Source organism: Verrucomicrobiia bacterium (assembly GCA_035460805.1).
GTDB lineage: Bacteria > Patescibacteriota > UBA1384 > CAILIB01 > CAILIB01 > DATHWI01.
In genome coordinates, this window is the sequence record DATHWI010000073.1 from 1 (window position 1) to 19061 (window position 19061).

General features: G+C 52.8%; 17 protein-coding genes. All 17 read right to left on the bottom strand.

Translation table 11 applies throughout. The features are described 5' to 3' along the window. Positions 1-293: 293 nt before the first annotated feature. Positions 294-2210 (bottom strand): isopeptide-forming domain-containing fimbrial protein, encoded by a 1917-nt coding sequence (locus tag VLA04_02360; protein HSI20529.1) that lies wholly within the window; start codon positions 2208-2210, stop codon positions 294-296. Between the two features lie 198 nt (positions 2211-2408). Next, on the bottom strand, positions 2409-3446 hold the full coding sequence (locus tag VLA04_02365) for a hypothetical protein (GenBank protein HSI20530.1): 1038 nt from the start codon (positions 3444-3446) through the stop codon (positions 2409-2411). Then, positions 3443-4453: a hypothetical protein gene (locus VLA04_02370; protein ID HSI20531.1), complete on the bottom strand. Its 1011-nt coding sequence runs from the start codon at positions 4451-4453 to the stop codon at positions 3443-3445. The genes VLA04_02365 and VLA04_02370 overlap by 4 nt, the downstream gene beginning before the upstream one ends. A gap of 380 nt (positions 4454-4833) precedes the next feature. After that, a complete protein-coding gene (gene cysS, locus VLA04_02375; protein HSI20532.1) occupies positions 4834-6216 on the bottom strand; it encodes a cysteine--tRNA ligase in 1383 nt (460 codons plus the stop codon). Then, complete coding sequence (locus tag VLA04_02380) at positions 6197-6499, bottom strand: hypothetical protein (protein ID HSI20533.1); 303 nt, start codon at positions 6497-6499, stop codon at positions 6197-6199. Before VLA04_02380 ends, cysS begins: the two co-directional genes overlap by 20 nt. Further along, positions 6480-7127, bottom strand: coding sequence for a recombination mediator RecR (gene recR / locus VLA04_02385; GenBank protein HSI20534.1), 648 nt, complete (start codon positions 7125-7127; stop codon positions 6480-6482). Before recR ends, VLA04_02380 begins: the two co-directional genes overlap by 20 nt. Continuing rightward, positions 7108-9174, bottom strand: coding sequence for a type I DNA topoisomerase (gene topA / locus VLA04_02390; GenBank protein HSI20535.1), 2067 nt, complete (start codon positions 9172-9174; stop codon positions 7108-7110). The genes recR and topA overlap by 20 nt, the downstream gene beginning before the upstream one ends. Then, positions 9156-10010, bottom strand: a complete 855-nt coding sequence (gene dprA / locus VLA04_02395) for a DNA-processing protein DprA (GenBank protein HSI20536.1) — start codon at positions 10008-10010, stop codon at positions 9156-9158. The genes topA and dprA overlap by 19 nt, the downstream gene beginning before the upstream one ends. Before the next feature lie 42 nt (positions 10011-10052). Beyond that, on the bottom strand, positions 10053-11927 hold the full coding sequence (locus VLA04_02400; GenBank protein ID HSI20537.1) for a DEAD/DEAH box helicase: 1875 nt from the start codon (positions 11925-11927) through the stop codon (positions 10053-10055). Between the two features lie 288 nt (positions 11928-12215). Then, the gene (locus VLA04_02405) at positions 12216-12776 is read right to left on the bottom strand and encodes a hypothetical protein (GenBank protein ID HSI20538.1); all 561 of its coding nucleotides are present in this window, start codon (positions 12774-12776) and stop codon (positions 12216-12218) included. Between the two features lie 61 nt (positions 12777-12837). Next, the gene (rplK, locus tag VLA04_02410; GenBank protein HSI20539.1) at positions 12838-13272 is read right to left on the bottom strand and encodes a 50S ribosomal protein L11; all 435 of its coding nucleotides are present in this window, start codon (positions 13270-13272) and stop codon (positions 12838-12840) included. Between the two features lie 4 nt (positions 13273-13276). Then, a complete protein-coding gene (nusG, locus tag VLA04_02415; GenBank protein HSI20540.1) occupies positions 13277-13855 on the bottom strand; it encodes a transcription termination/antitermination protein NusG in 579 nt (192 codons plus the stop codon). Positions 13856-13860: 5 nt separating this feature from the next. After that, positions 13861-14040, bottom strand: coding sequence for a preprotein translocase subunit SecE (gene secE / locus VLA04_02420; GenBank protein ID HSI20541.1), 180 nt, complete (start codon positions 14038-14040; stop codon positions 13861-13863). Between the two features lie 6 nt (positions 14041-14046). Beyond that, the gene (gene rplU / locus VLA04_02425) at positions 14047-14466 is read right to left on the bottom strand and encodes a 50S ribosomal protein L21 (GenBank protein HSI20542.1); all 420 of its coding nucleotides are present in this window, start codon (positions 14464-14466) and stop codon (positions 14047-14049) included. Positions 14467-14547: 81 nt separating this feature from the next. After that, positions 14548-15669 carry a rod shape-determining protein RodA gene (gene rodA, locus VLA04_02430; protein HSI20543.1) on the bottom strand — a complete coding sequence of 374 codons (1122 nt, stop codon included), beginning with the start codon at positions 15667-15669 and terminating at the stop codon, positions 14548-14550. 5 nt (positions 15670-15674) lie between these two features. Next, positions 15675-18593 (bottom strand): isoleucine--tRNA ligase, encoded by a 2919-nt coding sequence (ileS, locus tag VLA04_02435; GenBank protein HSI20544.1) that lies wholly within the window; start codon positions 18591-18593, stop codon positions 15675-15677. Continuing rightward, a complete protein-coding gene (locus VLA04_02440) occupies positions 18577-18987 on the bottom strand; it encodes a ribonuclease HI family protein (protein ID HSI20545.1) in 411 nt (136 codons plus the stop codon). The genes ileS and VLA04_02440 overlap by 17 nt, the downstream gene beginning before the upstream one ends. Positions 18988-19061: the final 74 nt, after the last annotated feature.

Genomic DNA, 19061 nt, shown 5'->3' on the forward strand with positions numbered 1-19061 from the left:
GGGTAATCGTTAGGCTGGCCATTGAATACCGGCTCGGCAGCGAGCGCAGTTGCAGGCCCCATAACCATCGCTAGAAGCGCGGGCAGGGCAACAAGTGCACGTAGTCGATTGGTGTTGGTCATAGAGAATTAGTTCTTCTTACTCCTAATCTGTTGGACTAGTGAATACCCGTTTGTACCATGATTCCCCAGATTTGTCAAGGGGTTTATTGGCTCCAGGAGGTTATTACCTAGCTTAGGGAGGTGGTGCAAAAAGACCTTCCGGTTAAGGAAGGTCTTTTTTGTCCATACTTCTTATGGAAGGTCTGGACGGCGAACCTTCACGGTAGCGGTTGCCGTATCACTGATTTCAGCGATATGGTCTGCTTTTGCAAAGGCACGGTTGGTAATGACTGTGTCACCAAATGGAGGACAGTCAGTAACCTTGAGGCGGAAGGTAAGCGTCTTACCCATACCTGGGGTCAGGTTGGTAAGCTTGATACCACCGTTCCAGAAAGCATCCTGTACAGCCTGGGACATAAACTCACCGTCAATCGTGAGGGAGTTAGCCTGGTAGGCAGTGTACTGTGGGAGAACGTCACGGACGATTGGGTTCGTCACAGTGGTATTACCAGTGTTCTGAACGTTAATCCGGAAGACGATCACATCACCTTCGTGGAAACTACTTACGGAATCCTGGTACTGGCCAGTGGCCGGGTTAAGGACATCCTTTGTAATCACAAGGCCGCGAACGCAGCTGACAAGAACAGTAGCAATGTCTTCAGCCTTTACCTGGCCGCCGTAGATAACCTGAGCCTTGTTAACCAAGGTCATGTTACTTGAGCAGTTTTCGGTAACTTTGGCACGGAAGACGATTGTCTGGTAGTTGTCGCTACCATTCACTACTTCGCTGAATACATGGCCGCCCTTTACGATAGCATCACCAGAGATGGAGACACCGTTCGGGTTAGCGCGGTTGTACAACATGACGTTGCCGTCAAAGGTAACGCCCGCAGGAAGGATATCCTTAAGGGTCACGTTCTTGGCAGTAGTGTTGCCTGTATTCACCATTGTCAAACTGTAAGCAAGTGCGTCGCCAGGGCCAGCAGGAGCTGTCTGGGCATCGTACCACTTAGAGTCTAGGGTAAGGTTCTTCACTTCCTTTTTAACAGAGAAGCTAATAACCTCGTCTACTGAACGGGTAACCTTGATGATTACGCAGTTCGTATCCTTGCTAACACCGTCAAACTTAGCCGTAGCGCAGTTCTGGATGGTAGTAATACCCACTGGGAATGCATCTTTGTTCGCAAGGCGAGCCTGGAACTGAAGATACAGAGCCGCATCTGGCCGGGCTGCCATGTCCGGGAAGGACCATGTCAGGGTCTGACCATTCTTTTGGATCTGAGCATCCGGATAATCCGTATACTTGTCCTCGTTGTTAACCTTTGTCTTCACGATGGAAGAGTTAGGTACGTACGTCAGATGGCTATCCAGGGTATCTACGATCTTAGGATTTACCCCAGTCGCATTCCCGGTGTTCTCCATGAAAATCTTGAAGTTCACCACGTCGTTTGGTTGAGCGTTGTCTACAGACTCGCTGTAGGCAGCACCACCATCAAGCTGCACCCGCTTGTTTGTGTTGATGGCAGGGTTACCGCCTTCAACCTTTACCTGAATCAGTACGGCCTGTGCATAGGTCCAGCATCCGCGCTGGTCTCCTAGGTTGACGCCACCCCGGACGACATCGTCTGGGTTAACGCCAGCTGGCCAGTTAACCTGCTGCATCTGACCGCCTACATTCCGGTAAAGCTTTGCCGTACCTGGGATGTACCCGATCTTAGATGCAGTACCTACCGAGATGGTAGATGTACCAGTCACACTGTCAGCGTTGTCGGCCGAAACCGTAGCGCTTGGAGTGTGGCTTGTTGCCACAGCGGTTGGCAGAGTAACCTTCACGCGCACATTGTGAGCGGTGGTATCTGGAACCGTGTTGTGGTCCCATACCATGAGGTTAACGGTGTCACCAATCTGGGCAGTAGTAGAACGACTCCAGTTTTCGCCGCTTTTAGCGACTTGAAGGGTGTCGTAGTCCTCTGGGAGGTTATTGAAAACCGGTCCCGAAGCTGTTGCCGTGACAGCACCAGCTACTGCAAATCCCGCCACAGCGAGCGTGCCAAGTAGTCGGCGTGCCAATCCTTTGAAGGGATTTTTCATGAGTTTGCGTATAGTCATACGCGTCCTCTCTTATGTGGTTAGGTGTTGTGAATTAGCTCTGCATTCAACCGCTTTAAAAAAGGATTGAATAAACTGGTTTACCACAGGTTGGGGGTTCTGTCAATAGTTTTTTGCTTTTCAGAGCGGAAAAATGGGCAAAATGGGAGTTTTCTAATAAAAAAAGACCCTCCCGGTGTGGGAGGGTCAAGATTCAGGTCACGCAGACAATTGTGTGCGTGAAGCGTAGGCAACGAGCTGGATGGTTTGGCCGCGGTATGCGACCGTACCGACCTTCTTCCCGTAGTCCCGACTTCCGTCTGGGCGCCGCGGGTAGTTCTCGTCGTTATTTGGAGGGGTACCTATTGTACCTCCTCCACCGCCGCCACCCGGAGGTGGAGGGGGCAGGTCAGGCCTTTCGCCTGGAGGACACCAGAGCCAGCTGGCGCCGCCTTTTACATCTCGGAAGAAGTAGAAGGGAGCCTGCGGGGCAAGGGTATACACCGTGCTGGGACCCATCAGGATGCCGTGGCCGCCACCATTCGAGATGTTGACGTTCGTGACATTGATGACTTGAGCCTGGGCCTGTCGCTGCTGAGGAGTAACGCCCTCTTCGCAGTAAATCGGTCGATCTACCGTTGAGGATGAATGCTCCCTGAGCACTACTGGCGACTCGTAGGTCACCCTTTCCGTCCAGACGAAGCCCTCGGTGGGGTTATCGCAACGGAAGGTGGAGTTGATGTCCCAAGCCTCGACGACCCGGCGCTTCACCTTGCCGTTAGGCATGAAGGTCAGCCAGACGTAGCGGCCGATGCGCCTGCCGATCAGGATCTCTTTGAAGGAGACCGTCCCGACAGACCATTCGTTGTGGCCACCTGACATGGCATGAACCATGCGTAAGACGAAATCGCGGGGCAAGCCCTTGATAATCTCGCCGTCGGCATACCGCTTACTGAGGTCTCCCCCATATTTGCGGGTGTTCAAGCGGCCGGTGTGGTCGGCAAGCGTGCTGACGCTGTTGCGCAGCTCTCGCTCTTTGGCCTCCACCTGCTGCCAGGTCCATCCCCAGCCTTCAGCGCAGAATTCGACTCCTTCCTGAACGGCGATGCCGTTGACGGTGGTTTGTCGGGAGGTGATCGTCGAGTCAACGTTTGTGCGCTTCTTCGACTTAACCTCGATATCTTCGCCTCCCTGTTGAACATTCGAGATGCCCACAGCCGGGAGGAGGGCTAGGGCAAGCAATGCGGTTCGTTTCATTTTTCGCTCTCCACGTACATACGGCGGCCGAGGATTTCGCCCGTCTTGCGGTTCCTGATCGTGAAGACCAGAGCATCGCGGTTGGAAACGTTCTTCAGCTTGTATCTCTTGAACTCACCAGGCTTCAGAAGCCGGGGCTCAATTTTCTCAATATCAGGGCTTTCGAGGAGAACCTCTAGTTCCTGATCTTTGGAGATGTTTTTCACCGTGAACGTCTTTTCGACGGGGTCGATGGGGCATTCGAAGAGGCTGGGAGGAGGGGTGTTGCCACCCGGTCCAGGACCACGCCTCTTGTTCTCCTCCTCTACCCGACGCGCCTCTTCTTCAGCGGCACGTTGGTCGGCAAGTCGCTTCATGTACTCCAGGTCGTCCATCTCGTCGACCCATGAAACCCGCCTTGTGAGGGGGTATTCTTGAGCACGTCGAGCAAGGAACTGGGACACCGCAGCGGACGTGGGTGCACCGCGGTAAGCCAGGAGTACCAGCTTGCCAACGATTCCCCTATCCTCTTTGATGTCCTTTCCGGGAAGCGGAATTCGCAGGAAGAGCAGGTCGATGTGTGGTCGACCGCGCCCTACAACGAGTCCGTCGAGACCGAACTGGATGTGGTATCCACCTGCGGCAAGCTCCTCGAGAGGAACATTCGCCGACCAGTGATTATCACCTTCCCATTCAGCCCAACGCGGCTCCCCCAACCCAACGCGGTAAACCGCCTTGTACTTGGGCTTGCCCGTTTTCTTATCGATCGCGCGAGGCGCGTTGACGACAAGGTCGAACTCCAGGTTCCCACCAACCACCCGCGGGATGAGTTCATCCCGGCCATCCATCATGAGTGGCATTTGGATGGTACTGTCGGGCAACCGCATATTGCCGATCAAGGACGCGTTAGCGTCTTGAAGCTCTTGCGTTTGACCAACTCCGGCGGGGACGCCAGTGAGGCTGACCTGTGCGAGGACGCTGGACGAAGCCAGCGTCAATAGGACGAAAATGAATAGAATCTTTCTCAATTCTCTCTCCTTTGACCCTACTACGGGTCTGTCGTAGACCTAGGGGTCAAAAGTGGCGAAATGTTAACGTGCGAACGTTGGTTGGCGTGTAAACGCCTTTTCTTATTACCGAATATCCAGGAATAAGAAAAGGCGCTCATCAACATCAGTCCAGCCAGGAAAAGGGCGCGATCACAGAAACAAACGGAGAAAATGGCATGGAGCCTGATAGACCGCTTGGTTGAGTACTGCGAAACGATCATCCACGGTTCCCAGCCGGGCTCATAGTGACGAGCGCCAAAGCTGTGTGGTATCCGCCTCTCGAGAGGTGCGCTCTCAATTGGATACCGGCACCTTAACACACCTGGCGAAACCTGTCAATAGGTTTTTGGCTTTCAGAGCTAGATTTTGAGAACCTCTTGGCCAGAGGCAGTATCCTTCACATGGTAACCAAGGTCTGCCATCTGATTACGGAGTGCGTCAGAGCGGTCCCAGTCTTGATCGGCGCGGGCTTTTTCGCGTTCTTCAAGGAGGCGGGAGACTTCCTCAGGAATCCCCTGGTTCTCCTGCTTCCCTAAGTCCAGGGAGAGAATAGTACCGGCGTCTTCAAGGAATGCACGCTTTTCTCTCGGTGTAAGGTCTGCGTTGAGCACCTCCCACACGACGGCGAGGACCACTGACATATTCATATCATCGGCCAATGCTGCATTCAGCCGCTCCTGGTATGAATTAAGTACCTCAGTCCACTCCCCTTCTGCAACGGCTTGGTAGTGTTGGCGGAGACGGCGAAGCTGTGCGGCGGCACTATTTACCCCTTCCCAGGTAAAGTTGAGCCTGGCGCGGTAGTTGGCACTATAGGTAAAAAGCCTGAACGCCAAAGGGTCTATCCCCCGTTCTTCCAGGTCAGCCCGCGTGTATACGTTACCTAAGGACTTGCTCATTTTCCCACCGTCGATAAGGAGGAACTCGCTATGGAGCCACATGCGCGCCAAAGGCTTTCCGGTTACAGACTCGCTTTGAGCCATCTCGTTTGGGTGATGGACAAAGATATGGTCTGCCCCGCCGCAGTGGATATCAATTTCGTCCCCGAGCGTGCTGCGGATAATGGCGGAGCACTCTATGTGCCAACCTGGAAAACCAACTCCCCAAGGACTTTGCCATTCCATATGCCGCTTACCGGCTTCACCTGAGAACTTCCATAAGGCAAAGTCTGTTTTGTTCCGCTTCTCCCCTACCGCTACCCGGATCCCCTCCTGTAGGCCGGCGACATCCAAGCGGGCAAGCTTGCCGTAGTCAGGCACTTTGCTGCTGTCGAAATAAACACCGTCACTAGTCCTGTAGGTAAAACCCCTGCTTTCCAACTCTTGGATAAACTGGATTTGCTCCTGGATGGTATCCGTAGCACGCACCATGATTTCCGGTGTCTCCAACTGGAACGCTGCCAAATCATCGAGAAAAGCTTCCTCGTATTTCTTGGCGATATCCCAGGCAGTTACACCTTCACGGCGTGCCCCAACCTCCATTTTGTCCTCACCTTCGTCTGCGTCATCGGTCAGGTGGCCAACATCGGTAATATTCATGACACGCTTTGGGGCATATCCAAAGCGGCGAAGGCTCTTCACCAAGACATCCTCAAAGATAAAAGTGCGGATGTTCCCAATATGTGGGAAGTTATACACCGTTGGCCCACAGGTATAAACCAAGACCTCCGGCGCATGAAGCGGCCGGAGTTCTTCCAGGGAGCGGGAAAGGGTATTAGTTAGCTTAAAGGAGTCCTTCGTCATCAAGGTCAGTCAGGATATTGAGCGGTCGCTTGATTAGCTCTTCTGAAACAGCCGGCTTTGCCTTGATGGGCGCATCAATGTCATCTGCGTCATCTTCATCCTCCGCCGCCACATCAACAGGGGCCACCACCTTGTCTATTTCCTTTGCAATTTCCTCTTCCTCTACCAATTCCTCATGTACAGCAGCCTCTTCTTCGGCGAGAGGAAGGCTTTCTTCAGTTTCCAGGTCTTCTCGATCCTGCAATTCGAGCGTGTCTAGGTCTTCAGTTTCGTGAATCGCCATACGGTACCGTGTTACGCCCCTCAAGGGCACGGGCTAATGTAGTTGGATCTGCATACTCGATGTCACTTCCCATAGGAAGCCCCCGAGCAATTCGACTAAGTTTCAGCGTACCGCCGGAAACAAACGACTGCAACTCCTTAGCAATGTAGCTTGCAGTGGCCTCACCCTCCAGAGAAAGGTTAGTAGCCATGATGATTTCCGTTTGTTCCCCAGCATTGGCGCGCGTTTCAATTCTATGCACCAGTAAGCTAATGCGCAACTGGTCCGGACCGATTCCGTCCATTGGCGAGAGAACCCCTCCGAGAACATGGTACAAACCATGGTAACTTCCCGCCTTCTCCAAGGCGATAACATCGAGCGATCCCTCCACTACGCAAATCTGCCCAGTCTCCCTTCCCGTTTCGCTGCAGACCGCACAAAGCGGGTCCGTACTAATGTGACCACACTGCTCACAAGGACGAAGGCCTTGCTGGATGCCTTCCATGGCCGTAATGAACCGCCCGATATCAAAAGAAGACTTTTGGAGGAGGTGGAACGTTAAACGAGCCGCCATCTTTGGCCCGACTCCTGGGAGCCGGCTAAAGGTGTCGATCATGGTCTGGACGGGCTCAGGCAGTTTCGCTGGCATCGACTACTTCTTCTGGGGATTCTACTGGTTTAGCAGCCATTTCGAGCGCCTGCTCCTTAAACGGCATTTCTGTACCTTCTGCTTCTAGTTCGGCAATCTTGGTAGGCACTTGGTCCCGCTTCCAGATAGCAAAAGTACACTTAGGATACCCGCTGCAGCCAAAAAATACACCTCGCTTGGCCTTACGCTCCAGAAGCGGCTTGCCACAAATAGGACACATGAGACCGGTTGGCTTAATGACGGAGAGTGGCATGGTGGTTTTGCACTCTGGATATTTAGGACAGGCTAGGAACGGTCCAAAACGCCCGCGCTTTTCTACCATCATGGCGCCACAGGTTGGACATGGGGTGTCTGTTTCTTTTTCCATGTTCACCCGCTCAATGCTTTCCGTCTTTTCTTCTACCTGCTTGTGGAATGGGCCCCAGAATTCAGAAAGAAGCTCTGTATAGCCGCGCTTTCCTTCAGCTACCTGGTCAAGGCTCTCCTCCATAGTGGCTGTGAAGGTAAGGTCTACGATGTTAGGAAAATGCTCCTTAAGGAGATCTGTGACTACTTTACCCACATCTTCAGGGATAAGGCGGCGCTGCTCTACGCGGACATAGTTGCGCTCAACCAATGTCGCAATGGTAGGTGCGTAGGTGGACGGGCGGCCAATTCCTTGCTCTTCAAGGGCTTTGATAAGGGTGGCCTCACTGAACCGGGCTGGCGGCTCTGTGAAGTGCTGCTCGGTACTGAGGTTCTTAAGAGTAAGGACCTCCCCTTCTTTCAGGTCAGGCAGTAGCGCGTCCTCCTTCTCTTCGTCAGATGCTGCAAGGAAACCTGGGAATACGACACGCTGGCCGGTGGCACGGAAGACGGCAGGACCCGCCGTAATCATGGCGGCGGCCTGCTCCAAGACAGCCGGGGTCATTTGTGAGGCAAGGGTGCGACGGCGAATAAGGTCGTAGACCTTTTGCATGCCAACATCACCACTCACGTCACCCCCCTTCTTTGAGAGGTCCGTAGGACGGATGGCTTCGTGGGCCTCTTGTGCCCGTTTCTTGGAACTGTAGGTATTTGGCGTGCCTGGCAGGTAATCTGCACCATGATGACGCTCAATATGACTACGAATAGCGGTAAGCGCTTCCGTTGAGAGCTCGACGGAGTCAGTACGCATGTAGGTGATGAAACCACCCTCGTACAGTCTTTGCGCCGTACGCATGGCATTCTTGGCAGACATGCCAAGCTTGTTTACGGCATCCTGTTGGAAGGTAGAGGTAGTATAAGGGGCCGAAGGCTTGCGGCGCACTTCTTTGCTCTCCAAACCAGTTACGGTAAAGACAGCGTCCCGCACCGCTTCCGCCATACGGTCAGCCGTTTCCTGGTTAGTAATGGTGAGCTGATCAATTTTATTACCCTCAAAAAGGGCAATGCTGGCCGTAAACGGCTCATTGCCATCTTTTTTGAGAAGTTCCGCCTTCATGCTCCAGTATTCAACGGGGTTGAAAGCCTCCCGTTCACGCTCCCTATCTACAACGAGGCGCAACGCAGCGGACTGGACGCGCCCAGCGGAAAGGCCCTTATAAACCTTGCGCCAGAGGACTGGCGAAAGCGTGTAGCCAACCAGGCGGTCCAAGACACGGCGGGTCTGTTGGGCGTCTACCAAGAGGTTGTCGATGTCCCGCGGCTCTTCAATAGCCTTAAGGATAGCGGTCTTGGTAATTTCATCAAAGGTAATGCGACGCACTATAATAGCCTTTTGGTCCTCAAGGCCAAGGGCGGCCTGAATATGCCAGGCAATTGCCTCTCCTTCGCGGTCCAAGTCCGTTGCAAGATACACACATTTCTTGCCCTTTACGGCATTTTTGAGGCTGGTAACGGTCTTTTTTGCTTTTGTTGGAATGATGTACTGAGGCGCAAAGGCACTATCAACATCTACCCCCAGCTTTGAACTGGGAAGGTCCCGGATGTGTCCCATACTTGCTACAACCTGGAAATTTGGTCCCAGATATTTAGCGATGGTACCCGCCTTGGCGGGTGACTCTACGATTACAAGGTTGTCTGCCATTGAGATTGTCGGTAGGTAATGTATCCGTCTAGTTCGAGAACAGACAGGAGGGCTTGTACTGTTGCTATATTGAAGCCCGTATCTTGCGCTAATGCGTCTACAGAAGTAAGGCCATGTGAGATTGAAGCATACAAGGTTGCTGGCGACCCTGTCAACGCCGGCTGCAAAGGCTCTTTTGCCAGGAGTGGCAATTGCATTTGATAAAGGGAAAGGATGTCTTCCGGGCAACTTACGGGACGCGCACCATCTTTTAACAGGCGAAGCGTACCGTTACTTTGCCCCCGCGTTATGTCTGCAGGAACCACGCATACCTCTTTCCCCATCTCCAGCGCTGCACGGGCTGTGGAAAAGGTTCCTGAAGGATCTGCAGCTTCTATTATAAGGAGAACTGGGGAAAGTGCCGCAATAATACGGTTTCTCCTGGGAAAGTGAAACTTAAAGCCAGGCGTTCCAGGAGGGTATTCCGATAAGACAATCCCTCCGCTTCTCACCAACTTGTCCGCAAGGGAGGTATGCGAAGCGGGGTATAACTGGTCCAGACTAGAACCTATGACCGCAATGCCCGTGCCCCCATGGTCTAGGGCGCAACGGTGGGCTGCAGCGTCTACGCCATACGCCAAACCTGAAACCACCACTAAGCCCGCCTGAACGAGGGGCGGCACCAGCGCTTGAAGTACCGCGCTTCCATACGTACTCATTTTCCGACTACCCACAATGCTAATGAGCGGGCGGGAGAGTGCGTCTAGGCTTCCATTGTAATAGAGCGATTCCGGTATTGGCCGCGCCTCTTTAAGGGAAGGTGGAAAATGAGCAGAATCCTGGGTGAGCGTATGCATAAGAGGAATGTAATTCCCCCAGCATGAGCTGCCTAGCGATGTCTAAACATCCGCACTTTGGAACAACTGGATTCCCAGCTGGTGGGCCTGCCGTCCAATTTCTTCCTGCAAAAGTTGGGAATAGAGCAGGAGACCAATAGCCTCCATGCTCCCATGCTGTTCGTTCCCCAATATGTTTCCCCCTCCCCTGATCTCTAGGTCCCGGAGGGCAATACTCCAACCACTTCCCAAGACGTCGGCTTCCTTAAGGGCAGAGAGGCGCTGTTTAGCAGCCACCGTCACAGCAATCTCCTCTTTGTTTTCGTAAATGTCATGCTCGATACCACCAGTAAAGAAAAGGGCGTACGCCTGCTTTTGGCGTCGGCCTACCCTTCCTCGCAGCTGATAGAGGTCAGAAAGGCCAAACCGCTCGCTATGCAGCACGATAAGGGTATTGGCATTTGGACAGTCCAGTCCATGTTCCACAATGCTGGAGGCTACTAATATGCTCAGTTTGCCATCGAGGAAAAGGCCCATGCGTTCCGATAAGTGGTTCTTATCCATCTGGCCATGCACGGTAGCCATGGCAACATCAGCAAATTCAGTATCTTTAAGGAGATGGCGGATCCTCTCCTCCACTGCCGCAAGGGTTTGCACCCGGTTGTGCACCACATACATTTGCCCACCGCGCTCCAACTCGGCCAACAAGGCCTGGCGGAAGGAATCATCAGAATAGCCTTCTACTTCCGTTTCAATGGCCATCCTCCCCTTTGGTGGCGTACGTAGAATGCTGAGGCCTCGGAGACCCGAGAGGCTCATGGAAAGGGTGCGTGGAATTGGCGTGGCGGAAAGGGAAAGTACATCCAAATGAGGCCGTAGTTTTTTAAGTGTTTCCTTTTGGGCTACGCCAAACTTTTGCTCTTCATCCACAATAAGGAGACCCAGGTCTTTAAAGGCAATATTCTTGCCAAGTAGGCGGTGTGTACCAACTACCAAGTCCACCCCGCCTTCCTTCAAGCGTTCCGCAAGGCTTGCGTCACGCCCTAGGCTTAAGCGGCTCATTTTTCCTATGCGTACAGGCATATACGCAAAACGCTCCTCCAGCAGGCGATGATGCTGCTCCACCAAGATGGTAGTAGGAGCCACGAACGCCACTTGCTTACCTGCCGCCAGTACTTCTGCGGCGGCGCGGAGGGCCACCTCGGTTTTGCCAAAGCCCACATCGCCACAGAGGAGACGGTCCATAGGATGTTTCCCATGTTCTAGGTCATGGAGGATTTCACCTAGCGACCTCTGCTGGTCTTCCGTCAGCTCAAAACCTGCGCTTTCAGCTAGGACGTCGAGCCACTCCTGTGCCCGCGGATAAGCGGCGCGGTCTGCCAATTGTCGGCCCGCATATATTTTAAGCAAACCGCGAGCCACACCAATGAGGTCTTTTTTAACACGCTCCTTGGTAGCCAACCAACTTTTGGAGTACAGCCGGGTCAGGCGCGGGTGACGCCTTCCTATATATGGCATCAGGCCATCCATACGCTCAAACGGGACAAGGAGCCGGTCGTTCCCCGCATACTCCAAGGCAACAAACTGGCGCTCGTCACCATCGAGGGTAGTTTCTGTCACCAGTCCCATGAAGATACCTACGCCATGCACGGGGTGCACCACATACTCACCAGGATGGACTGTGCCGTAGTCGGTAGCCAGATGGTTTGCCAGAAGGTCCGGCAGGTCATCTGCCCCTTCCCAACCTTCACCTGCCTGCTTCTCCAGCTTTTCCAACTCCTCACCGAAGAAGTGGAGGCGGTACGGTACGGTGGAAGTAATTGGCCAGCAGGTAATGAGGTCGCCCTGCACAACAAAGTCTCCCGGAACGTGGATGTTCTGGGCTTCTGTGTAGCCATTTCCCCTAAGGAACTGGACGAGTTCCGTGTACGAAATCATGCAGACTTGTTATACCATAGCCCTGGTAAATAGCCTATGTATGATCTTTTCATACTATTTAATCACATCGATCAAAAATGTATTTTTCGCCTTGACACCCCCAAATGAAATGGGGTATAAGGGATGTAGTTCGAAACCTACAAAAGACTTGGATATCTATCTACGAGGCCAACGATCTTTGCCCCTCCTTTGGATCGGGTCCCGCAAGGGACCGGCTAGTAGATAGATATCTGGGTCTTTTTTCTATTAAAAAAGTTCCCGGCAATACCGGGAACCGTGGAAGCAATCCTACCTGCGACGCAGTGCGGGTGGGAGCTCGCTCACAAGGACGCGAGGGACACCCTCACGGTAAAGGATCTGCTTGACCTCCTCGACCATGTACATGCCCATAGCGATATGGAACGGCTTACAGCGCTGATGCTGCTGATACGAGCCACCTTGCTGCAAGACTTGAAGTATCTCCCCATCCAGAACTCCCGCTTGCATTCCTGGGGCTGTATCGGGGGTAATGGCAAGCGCCTGGATGTCTGCCAGATAGATTACAAACTGGCGGAACGGTCTTCCAGGCGTTTCGGTGTAAGAAGAGGAGAGGCCGGCCAACCTAATGCCAGTCGCATGAAGGAGCTTCTGCCATGTTTTTGGCATCTCTTCAGCTTCCTCAGGGGCTACCTCCTGCTGGTAATGGAGGTACTGACGCTCCATTTCTCCAGTCCTATTCTTCGCATCGCGGTAGATAAGCTGACCGCCCGCTAGAAAGTAACAGTTCGCCATCACCTTTGGCACCTGCAGGGTAAACACCGGGCTTACCTCTTCTGAATATTCAACAGTTTTTTTAAGATTCGACTCCATACCAGCACGATATCAAAAAACCACCCTATTACTAGAGTGGTTTTTTCTTTGTAGGAGCCTTTTACAGCTCTACGTCGATACCCATGGAGCGGGCGGTGCCAGCAATTACCTTAACTGCTTGGTCCTTCTCACGAGCGGAGAGGTCAGGCATTTTGCGGTCAGCAATCTTTTCGAGCTGAACGCGGGTAAGCTTTCCAACCTTCTGCTTCTTAGCGTTCTGAGAACCCTTGGCAAGGCCAAGCTCTTCACGAATAAGAACGGATGCTGGTGGCTGCTTGAGGATGAAATCGAAGGTACGGTCTTCGTACACAGTGATTTCGCACGGGATGATGGTGTTACCCATCTGACGGGTGGCATCGTTGAACTTTGTGACAAAGTCCATAATGTTCAGACCCTGCGGACCAAGAGCAGTACCCACTGGAGGAGCAGGAGTTGCCTTTCCGGCAGGACACTGAAGCTTGATGATCGTCTTGATCGGCTTAGTACTTTTAGCCATATGGTTACATTCTCTTGAGTTGCAGGTAATCCAGGGTAACCGGAGTTTCACGTCCGAACATGGATACAAGAACTTTTACTTTACCTTTGTCTATATCTACTTCATCTACCTTGGCTTCAAAGCCCTTAAGGGCGCCGTCGGTGATTTGTACCAGGTCACCAAGTTGGAACTCGATGTGGTACTTAGGCTCGTCCTGACCCATACGCTTCTTGATGGAATCAACTTCCTGAGGCGACATAGGGGTAGGGCGGACGCCGAAACCAATGAAACCAGTAACGTTCGGGGTGTTACGCACGACGTACCAAGAGTCGTCGGTGACTACCATGTCTACCATTACGTAGCCAGGGAAGATTTTCTTATCGATGACCTTGCGCTTACCGTTCTTGATTTCAATCTGCTTCTCGGTTGGCACCATGACGTCGAAAACCTTGTCGGCCATGTTCAGCGATTCAATACGCTGACGGAGGCTTTGAGCCACCTGATCTTCGTATCCAGCGTACGTGTGGATAACGTACCAGTTACGCTCACCGGACTGTTTACCGCTGGAGCGTCCAAACTGAGGATTACTCTGCTGCTCTTCCATGGTGCTTATTTGATGATGAGACCAAGAAACTTGATAAATGCGAAGTCAAATGCACCAACGAGTACGGTGGCAAGCCCTACGCCGACAACCACTGCGAAAAAGTTCTTGAGAACAACAGGGACTGTAGGCCAGCTCACTTTGCGGAGCTCGGAGATGACACCCTCGAAGTATGAGATAAGCTTCATGGATGATTACTTGGCAGCCACCTTCTTAGGTGCGACAGCCTTCTTCACTGGGGCTTTCTCAATTGGTGCAGCAGCATCTTGTGCTACGGCAGCCTTAGGGGCTTCTTTCTTAGCGCCACCGATCGCGTTGATGCGAACTGTGGTAACCATTTGACGGTGACCCAAGGTGCGGCGCTGACGCTTTTTGGATTTGTATGTGAAGACACGGATTTTCTTTCCCTTGCCCTGCTCAACAACCTCAGCAGTAACAGACTGGGCGGCAATGAGTGGGTTTCCAATCTTCATTGTGCCATCTTCTACTACAGCAAGAACTTGGTCAAAGGTAACCGTGTTCCCGACTTCGGCGTCAAGTTTTTCGATTTTTACCAGTTGGCCAACAGTAACTTTGTACTGCTTACCGCCGGTTTTAATAATCGCGCTCGTCATGCGATACTTCTCGTTGCTTGTGGTGCGTCCCCTCTAAATTAAAAAAGGGACCGCATAGGTTTCTCGAAGTATAGTACCAGGTTAGCGTTCGAAGGTCAACCGTTTATACCGAACCACAACTGATTGCGCCACGCCGAGCAGCATTGCATTGGTAAGCAGCGTGGTCCCGCCGTAACTTAGGAAGGGCAACGGGATACCCGTTACCGGCATTATCCCCATATTCATCCCGATATTTACGAGCACCTCAAAGATGAGTTTGCAGGCCAAGCCAATGCAAATAAGCATGCCAAATTCATCCCGAGCTATGTGCGCTGCGTTCAAAACTCTCAAGATTAAGAAGGCATACATGAGAATAATGGCGTAGGAACCCAAGAGCCCCCATGCCTCGGCAATGCCGGCAAAAATAAAGTCGGCGTGGGCAACAGGCAAAAAGTTAAGCTGGGATTGGCTGCCATACCCCAAGCCTTTTCCAAGCACCCCACCTGAACCTACGGCAATCTTGGACTGAATCACATTGTACCCAGATTTGCCTGGGTCGCGCTTGGGATCCACAAAGCTGGCCAGGCGGTCCTTTTGGTAATCCTTGAGGATGGCGCCAAATGGTTTGACATTCATAAAGGAGAGCACAATAGCGATAGCCCCAAGGGACACGAAGGTCACCAACAGGATCTTGTGCAGTTTTTGCAATCGGCTGTAGAGCATGATGCCCAGTCCTGATACTACAATCACCATGGCCGTACCCAAGTCCGGTTGCATAAGCACCAAAATAGCCGGCACAAACAGGACGATGAGTGCCTGGAAGAAAACCCTGAAGGGAAAAGCCGGGATACGCCGGCTCAACAGGGCTGCCAAACCAATGATGAGCACGAATTTCATGAGCTCGCCTGGTTGCAGTTGGAAAATACCCAAGTCAATCCAGCGCTCCGCGCCAAAGCTGTTGAACCCGATAATTTCTACCGCCCCCAGGAGCGCAAGGCCCGCGATGAATATCCAAGGCGACCAGGCGCGTAGAGCCCGGTAATCGATGAAGGTCAGAAGGAGCATAAAGAAGATGCCGATCAAACTGAAGAGCCCCTGACGGAAGGCGGTCGTAGTCCCCGCCGTATCAGAGGTGAGGATATAGATAACCACCGTACTGATAGTCATCAGTACGACAGGCAGGACAAAGAGGAAGGGGTCGAGCGCTTTGAATCGGCTCCACATAGAGGCTAGGCCTTAGGTTGCAATCCCACCAGAAGGGTTTCACCTTCTAGCTCGATCTCTGTTTCCGGCAGTGACTCCCAGGTTTGGTCATTCACCACCAGGTACGCGTCTTGCACAATGCCAGGCTGGGCGGTGAGCAACTCTTCCACGACTGAACGGTGCTGAGGGGCAACCAGGAGCTGCATCCACTGGCCTGGCTGGCAACCGAGTTGCTTGCGCAGGTTCTGCACAACTCGCTGGAATTCACGCGCCCGGCCCGCCAACGCAAGTTGCTCAGTGATTTCCAGGTCAAGGGAAACGGCAATCCCCTGCTCTTCGCGGCTCATTGCCAGGTTTTCGGTTGGCGCGCCTTGGCGGACGGAGAGCACATTCAGTTCGTCCATGAGCAATTCAACCAATTCGTCACTGAACGGGACGGCGGCTGAAACCACGGCCTCCGCCAAAGGTTGGCGTACTTTGATCTTATGTTGGGACCGGACGGAAAGACCAAGCTCGACCGCCAAGCGGAGACGGGCCATTTCTTTCTCAAGTTCAGAGTTCGCACCAAATGGCTGCTCTGGCCACTTGGCGAGATGGATGGAAACAGGGTCACTTTCATGACGGAGCTCGTTAAACAAATGCTCGGTCAGGAACGGAGTCATAGGCGCCAGCATAGCTATGGCATGCATGGCGGTATCGTAGAGGATGGTGAAGAAAAGGTTGTCCGTGCGCTTGCGGGAAAGACGGAGATACCAGGTAGAGAGGTCATTCACAAAGGCGGCAATGGTCCGGCCAGCCCGCAGGTAGTCAAAGGCATCCAAGTACGCCGTCACTTCCGTAACGGTCTGAGCTTGGCGGCTAAGAATCCACTTGTCTACGTTTTTCTTGGCATTTTTGCGGGCCGCCATGCGCTCATCGGCATACGGGACGCTGAACCCGTTCAACTCTGCACCCGTCTTATAGAAGCTCACGATATTCATGAGCAACATGTGGGTGTTCCGGTACGCAGTCTGCAAATCTTTAGTGCTGAACGACTTGGTCTCACCAGGCGCGTTGAGGGTGAAGAGGTACCAACGCAAAGCATCGGCACCGTATTCGTTGAAAATATCTTCCGGCTTGATGATGTTCCCAATGGACTTGGACATCTTCTTCCCCTGCTCATCCACCAGGTGCCCAAAGCAGACTACCCGTTTGTAGGCTGACATGCCTTGGGTCAATGTGCCCAGGGCCAACATACTGTAGAACCATCCGCGGGTCTGATCCACACCTTCCGCGATGTAATCCGCAGGGAAAAGGCCTTGCTCTTTCCGGCCAGACGCATACGGCATGCTACCCGAGTCAATCCAGACGTCTAAGACATATGGCTCACGTACATATTCTTCCCCGTCTTTTACCAAGACCACGTCGTCTATGAATGGACGGTGCGGGTCAAAGTCGGGTGGAACCTGGCTTGGGTCTTTAGCTAACGCACGCAGCTCTTCAAACGAACCGACGCAGAGCATTGCCCCACTTGGCGCAACCCAAACAGGAAGCGGGGTTCCCCAAAAACGCTCACGCGAGATTGCCCAATCACGGGCTTCACGGATGAAGTCGCCAAAGCGACCCTCTTTCACGTGGTCAGGAATCCAGGTGACATCATTGTTACTATCCATGAGCTCTTGGCGGAGTTTGGACATGCCAATGTACCACGAGTCTTTGGCGTAGTAGATAAGCGGGGTTTTACAGCGCCAACAATGTGGATAACTATGCGTAATGGTCTCTTTTTTGTAGAGACGGGACTTAGCCGTGAGGTCACGGAGGATAGGGACAAGGGCATCCCGAACAAACATGCCGGTGAATTCCGGTACCAGCTCATTAAAGTGACCACTCAGGTCTACCGTATGCACACGGGCAAGCCCCTCGGCCTTGCCTAGGTTAAAGTCGTCTTCACCATACATAACCGCAGTGTGCACAATGCCTGAGCCATCCTCTGTAGTAACAAAGCCAGCTGGAACAACCAGGTACTTTTTACCCTCTACGTTTGCCAAAGGCTCTGCGTAAAGTGGCGCGTAGGTAAGGCCAACCAAATCAAGTCCTGTGTATTCAGCGGTAATTTCATAGTCACTGCTCAAAACAGACAGGCGTGACTTGGCCAAAATGAGCCGGGTCTCCCCTGCCTCACCATGCTGCAACACTTCCACATACTCGATTTCTGAACCAACCGCCAGTGCCACATTGCCAGGCAACGTCCATGGCGTAGTTGTCCAGGCAAGGAAGGAAACACCTGGCTTCTCCACTATTGGGAACGTTACGTACACAGATACGTCCTTAACGTCCTGGTAGCCTTGGGCAACTTCAGCGGCAGACAACCCTGTCCCACACCGTGGGCAGTATGGGAGCACCTTGTAGTCCTTGAACATGTGCCCCGCGTCCCAGACCTGCTTCATGACAGACCACACGCCCTCTATATAAGAAGGCTCGTAGGTGATGTAAGGGTTTTCCTGGTCAAGCCAGTAGCCGAAACGAGGCAGGAATTTATCCCAATCCTGCTTGAATTCCCATACGCTCTCACGGCAAATCTCATTAAACTTCTTAATGGAAGCTTTTTCGTCCCCTTCTACAAGGTTGAGGATTTCTTTCTTTCCCGTTAGGCCCAGGGCTTTTTCTACCTGTACTTCTACTGGCAATCCATGCGTATCCCAACCACTCTGACGTGGGACATAGCGGCCCCGCATGGTCATGTACCGTCCGGCTGCATCTTTAAAAGAGCCTGGGAGGGTATGGTGCAGCGCCGGCTTGGCGTTGGCCGTTGGCGGGCCATCGTACACCACAAAAGGTTCCGCCCCTTCATTCTGGGTAACGGATTTTTCGAAAACGTTTTCATCGCGCCAAAAAGAGAGGACTTGCTCTTCAATTTGCGGGAATAAGGGTTTCGAGTTGTCTAGGTTTTTAGTGAAGGACTCCATCGAGCGTTTGATTGACGAGTTTGTCCGCAAGCTTGTTCTGCTCTCGGCGGACGTGGGTAAATCGGTATGGCAGGCCTGTGGCGCGAAGCTTCTTAAGTACTTCCGCGTGCAACGCCTGCAGCGTAATTTCTTTTACCCGGTACTGCCCGAGGATCTGTCGGACAACCAACTCACTATCAAGGAAGAAATGAAGTTCTGTGACTGGAATTTCTAGCTCCGCGACCCTATCAAGCGCATCTATGACGCCTGTGTACTCCGCAACGTTATTTGTTGCATCCCCAATGTGGCGCCCGTGTTCTAGGTGAAAGTCTCCACTCTCAAGAACGACTCCTACTGCTGCAGGACCCGGGTTGCCACGCGCTCCACCATCGGTATGTATTGTAAGGATGCTCATACCCAACAGGTTACCGGAAATAGTCAGTTTGCTCAATTGAAAAAGCCTCGCCGGGATGGCGAGGCTTGAGTGCG